Below are 4,754 nucleotides of genomic sequence, written 5' to 3' on the forward strand. Positions count from 1 at the left end.
GGGCGCTTGGCAACCACCCGCAGCAGTTTGGCGACTTTTACGTCAACATGATCCGTTCCGGCGAAGCTGGTGGCCAGCTCAGTGCGGTGCTGGAGCGCCTGTTTGAGCACCTGGACCGCCTGCGGGCCCTGCGCGAAAGTGTTATCTCAGCCGCCATCTACCCGGCCATCCTGCTGGGTGTGGCGGTGTTGTCGCTGATTGCCATGCTGGGTTTTGTGGTGCCCCAGTTCGAAACCCTGTTCAAGGACATGGGGGACGCCTTGCCCCTGCCCACCAAGGTCATTATGGTGATTGGCCATGCCTTCACCGACTACGGCCTGGTCATGGCGCTGGGGGCGGTGCTGCTGGCTTGGGCGCTGCGCCAGTGGTGGCGCTCTCCGTCGGGTCAACGTTGGTGGCAGGCGCGTGCGTTGCGGCTGCCCGTCATGGGGCCGCTGGTCCTCAAGTACAACCTGACACTGTTTGCCCGGTCGCTGGGCACCCTGCTGGGCAATGGGGTGCCGCTCATCACCGCCCTGCACATTGCCACCCAGACGGTAGGCAATATCAATCTGCGTCAGGCCCTCGAAGGTATTGTGCCCAAGGTCAAGGGCGGCGGCAAAATGGTCGATGCACTGCAGGCCAGCGGAATTTTTGAACCTTTGGCGGTGAATCTGGTCAAGGTGGGTGAGGAAACAGGCCGCCTGGGGCCCATGCTGCTGGAGTTGGCGCGTATTTTTAATGGCGATGTCGAGACCGGCATCAAGCGTGGCTTGACCCTGCTGGAGCCAGTGCTGATCCTGGTGCTGGGGATGTTGATTGCATCCATCATCGTCTCCATCATGCTGGGCATCCTGTCGGTCAATGACCTGGCCGTATAATTTTTTTATTTAGTCTGCTATGACCCCAATCTCTCAAAACTTGCCAGCCAGCCGCCGGCGGCGCAACGGTTTTACCTTGATCGAGCTGCTGGTGGTGCTGGTGATCCTGACCTTGCTTGCCGGTCTGGTTGGCCCGCGTGTCATGAACCAATTGGGGGGGGCCAAATCCAAAACCGCCGCCCTGCAGATTGCCGATCTGGAAAAGTCGCTGGAGTTGTTCAAGCTGGATGTCGGGCGCTACCCTACCACCGCGGAAGGACTGAATGCGTTGTCAGCCAAGCCGGCTTCCGCCAACGGCTGGAACGGCCCGTATACCAAGGGCGCAGTACCCAATGACCCCTGGGGCAAGCCGTATGGCTATACCAGCCCGGCTAGCAATGGCGGGGTAGAGATCGTGTCCTTGGGCGCGGATGGCACCGCGGGCGGCACGGGTGAAAATGCCGACATTCGCAACCAGCCCTGACAACGTTTTGCCAAAGCGGCAACACCAGTCGGGGTTCACGCTGGTTGAGCTGCTGGTGGTGCTGGCCATCGGGGCCATGCTGGTGGGGCTGGTTCCAGTGGCTTTCAACAAGCTGCATGAAGGCAGCCAGTATCGTGACACGGTGCGTGCCATCGTCTCGGATCTGCGGCAGGCGCGTCAACAGGCGGTTGTTTTGGGTCAGACGGTGGTTTACCAGGTTGACCTCACCCAGCGCCAGTTTGGTGTTTTGGGTCAACCACCCAGACAGATTCCGGGGTCGTTGGAGATCAAGACGGTTGTCGGCCAGTTGGACACACTGCCGCCGGACGGGGTGGCGCGTATTGTTTTCCTGCCCGAAGGGGGTGCCACGGGGGGCACCATTGAGCTGGTGCGGGCGTCGGGCGCGGGCGTGCGTATCCGTGTTGACTGGTTGCTCGGGCAAATCACGCAAGAGCCGCGCACGTGATGGCCACTGTTTCACTGGGTTCGGGCCGGGCACGGCAGCAGGGGTTTTCGCTGCTGGAACTGCTGGTGGCCTTTGCCATCATGGCCATGTCCCTGGGCTTGCTCTACCGCATGGCTGGCGGCAGCGCCCGCCATACCACCGACATTGAGCTGCAGCAAAAGGCGGTCTGGCTGGCGCAGTCCATTCTGGCCAGCCGCAGTTCCGTGCGCGCTGATGGCTGGAATGAAAGTGGCGAATCCACCGGTTTTCAGTGGCAGGTTCGCAGTGCGCCCTATGTCAGCGGTGTTCAGGGGCCGCTGGTGGTGCCTCTGCACCAAATTCATCTGTTGGTGAGCTGGCAGGCCGGCTCGCGTCCCGGCCAGCTGGAGCTGACCACCTTGCTGCCCGAGCGCAAACCGCGTCCCGGTGAAGTCATCAAATGACGCGCTGGCAGGTCACAGGGGGCGGGGTATCCCGGCAACGCCTCGGCCGTGGTCGGGGCTTCACGCTGCTGGAACTGCTTGTGGTCATGACCCTGCTGTCGCTGTTGATGACCGGGCTGATTTCTGCCATGCGGACCATGGCACAGACGGAGACCAGGATTGACCAGCGTTTTGAGCGGCTGGACCAACTGCGAACGGCGCATGCGTTTTTGTCACAGACGCTGGGACGGCTGTCCACCGTGCAGGTCGATGTGCCGGGCGTCCCAGGCAAGACAGCCGTTCCTTTTGTTGCCACGGCAGACAGCGTGACCTGGGTCGGCATCCTGCCGGCGCGCCCCAATGTGGGGGGGCGGCACTATTTTCGCCTGGCGATCGAGCATGTTGATGCCAGTGATGCACTGGTGCTGAGATTGGCACCCTGCAATGCCGACATGACCCCACCGAATTGGTCTACCGCCGAGCAGCATGTGCTGGTTTCGCGCGTGAGCGGGCTCAGTATTCAGGCGCAAGGCTATCCGCCGCAGGGTTATGACCAGGTTAACACCTGGCCGCATGGCTGGCAGGCGGGCTGGCCGGTGACCGATGTGTTGCCTGAGCGATTGCGCCTGTCGTTGCAGGACAGCACTCAGTCCATGGAACAGGAGTGGGTTTTTGCAATGCATGCTTTGCTGCACAGTGATGACAGCATCAGCATCGTATCTTTTGGCGGGCACACGAAATGATGCAGCGAATGTCGGGGCAGCGCGGCATGGCACTGATTGCCGTTTTGTGGCTGGTGGCAGCCGTTAGCCTTATTGTTGCCGGGGTGGTTCGCTCGGTGCGCAGCGAGGCTCAAGGCGCGGGTTTGCAGCGGCAGGTGTGTCTTGCCAGCGCCAGGGCGGATGCGGCCATTTTGCTGGCTCTACAGAGCCAGCACGCCCGATCTGCAGCACTACCCGCAGGTTGGCAGACCCTGCCAGTCCAGTTTGAAGGGGTCGCTTACCAGGTCCAGCTTGCGCCACTCAATGGCTTGATTGACCTCAACAATGCCCCGGTTGCGCTGCTGGCCGACATGTACCAGTACGCAGCGGGTCTTGATCCACAGCTTGCACTGGGCCTGGCGCAGGCCACACTGTCGGCTCGCCAGCTCAAGAACGCCAAAAATATCGAGCAGGGGTTTGATGCGGTTCCTGACCTCATGCGTGTACCCGGAATGACGTATGACCTCTATGCTAAAGTAGCCCCCCTTGTCACGGCGGGTATCAAGAGTGGCAGCGGGCGGGTCAATCCCCTGGCGGCTCCGTTGGGCGTTCTGGCCGTATTGGCAGCGGGTAACACGGCACGTGCGACGCAATTCATGTCTCAGCGCAACGCTCCCAATCGTGTGGACAGTACATTTTTTAAACCTGAGTCGATTGACATGTCAGCATCCACCAGTTTGAAGATTCAAGTCGACATCGAACTCCCGGATGGAGCGCAGCTGCAAAAAAGCTGGTATCTGTTTTGGGGCGCTGATCCGCGGACAGATTTGCCGTGGCGGGTGTTTGACACGCGGCAAGTGATCTTGCCATCAAGCCATGCGGCGCTCTAGCCCGTTGGGTCATTAGCCATGTCTGTCACGTCCACACAAGCCCGGTTTTTTGGTCTGGATATCTCTTTCCTGAAGCGTGATCTTTTCACTGCGTGGCAGAAAATGCTCAGTTGGCCTGTGATCGCCTGGTTGTGGCCGAGGTTGCCAGTGCGCCTGTGGTTGTCTGGTGGCAGCGCTGTTTTGAGTCATGGCCCCGGCACGCCCCATGTCACCGACCCCAAGCGGGTGCGGGCCGCGCGGTTTGAGGCTGTGCAATTGCCCGAGGATCTGCTGTTGCGCAGCGCCCTCCAGTTACCGTATCTTCAACCGCATGAACTAGAAGCCGCAGTGCATCTGCAGATGGTCGGTTTGAGCCCTTTTGCCACCAGTGACACGGTCTGGGCTTATGAAGCCGTGCCAGGGGCAGCGGGTTTTTTATCGGTCCATCTGGTCATTGCCTCGCGTCAATTGATTGCCCAATACATCGGGCAGACCCACCCCGCGCTCAATAGGGACCGTCTGGAAGTCTGGGCTGCTGGTTCTGTTGGCTCGGCTGAGCTTGTTTTGCCGGGGTTTGGTGAGACCGTTCGCGCGCGACACGGCGTCGTCTGGCGCTGGGTCAGTGCCTTTTTGCTGATGCTGGTCCTGGCCTTGGGCATGGCTGTTGCGGTGACCACCAGTGTCCAGCTCTATTTGCGCACACAGCAGGCCCATGCGGCCATGGCCAAGCTGCAGCAGAAGGCCGCACCTGTGGTGCAACAGCGTGAAACACTGGTTCTTACCACGGACCGGCTCAACAACTTGGCTGAGATCGTGGGGCGACCACTGCCGCCGTTGCAGGTCCTGAAACTCATCACGGACGCGTTGCCTGACGACACTTCCCTGCTGAGTCTTCAGGTTCAGGGGGCCAAGGTCAACATGTCGGGCCAGACGGCCAACGCCGCGGTGCTGATGAAACAGCTTGGCGCCACACCCGGTTTGCGCGATGTCACGG

The 4,754-nt window shown here is 60.8% G+C and carries 7 protein-coding genes; all 7 read left to right on the forward strand.

All coding sequences use genetic code 11. The features are described 5' to 3' along the window. A partial coding sequence (locus PHW99_RS18040; protein WP_300180971.1) for a type II secretion system F family protein occupies nt 1–860 on the forward strand: 860 nt, incomplete at its 5' end. Nucleotides 861–879: 19 nt separating this feature from the next. Continuing rightward, nucleotides 880–1,323, forward strand: a complete 444-nt coding sequence (gene gspG / locus PHW99_RS18045) for a type II secretion system major pseudopilin GspG (protein WP_300180974.1) — start codon at nt 880–882, stop codon at nt 1,321–1,323. Then, on the forward strand, nt 1,298–1,789 hold the full coding sequence (locus PHW99_RS18050; RefSeq protein WP_300180977.1) for a GspH/FimT family pseudopilin: 492 nt from the start codon (nt 1,298–1,300) through the stop codon (nt 1,787–1,789). The genes gspG and PHW99_RS18050 overlap by 26 nt, the downstream gene beginning before the upstream one ends. After that, on the forward strand, nt 1,789–2,211 hold the full coding sequence (locus PHW99_RS18055) for a type II secretion system protein (RefSeq protein ID WP_300180980.1): 423 nt from the start codon (nt 1,789–1,791) through the stop codon (nt 2,209–2,211). Before PHW99_RS18050 ends, PHW99_RS18055 begins: the two co-directional genes overlap by 1 nt. Then, a complete protein-coding gene (locus tag PHW99_RS18060; protein ID WP_300180983.1) occupies nt 2,208–2,933 on the forward strand; it encodes a prepilin-type N-terminal cleavage/methylation domain-containing protein in 726 nt (241 codons plus the stop codon). The genes PHW99_RS18055 and PHW99_RS18060 overlap by 4 nt, the downstream gene beginning before the upstream one ends. Before the next feature lie 26 nt (nt 2,934–2,959). After that, nucleotides 2,960–3,781, forward strand: coding sequence for a type II secretion system protein GspK (locus PHW99_RS18065; RefSeq protein ID WP_300180986.1), 822 nt, complete (start codon nt 2,960–2,962; stop codon nt 3,779–3,781). Between the two features lie 18 nt (nt 3,782–3,799). Continuing rightward, nucleotides 3,800–4,754: PilN domain-containing protein (locus PHW99_RS18070; protein WP_300180989.1), on the forward strand; the 955-nt coding region annotated here is incomplete at its 3' end.

The organism is Rhodoferax sp., assembly GCF_028689305.1.
Classification (GTDB): domain Bacteria; phylum Pseudomonadota; class Gammaproteobacteria; order Burkholderiales; family Burkholderiaceae_C; genus Rhodoferax.

Excerpts from the sequence above, each read along its gene's own strand:
- gspG (WP_300180974.1), top strand. The coding sequence starts at position 880 with ATGACCCCAATCTCTCAAAACTTGCCAGCCAGCCGCCGGCGGCGCAAC.
- PHW99_RS18060 (WP_300180983.1), top strand. The coding sequence starts at position 2,208 with ATGACGCGCTGGCAGGTCACAGGGGGCGGGGTATCCCGGCAACGCCTC.
- PHW99_RS18055 (WP_300180980.1), top strand. The coding sequence starts at position 1,789 with ATGGCCACTGTTTCACTGGGTTCGGGCCGGGCACGGCAGCAGGGGTTT.
- PHW99_RS18065 (WP_300180986.1), top strand. The coding sequence starts at position 2,960 with ATGGCACTGATTGCCGTTTTGTGGCTGGTGGCAGCCGTTAGCCTTATT.
- PHW99_RS18050 (WP_300180977.1), top strand. The coding sequence starts at position 1,298 with ATGCCGACATTCGCAACCAGCCCTGACAACGTTTTGCCAAAGCGGCAA.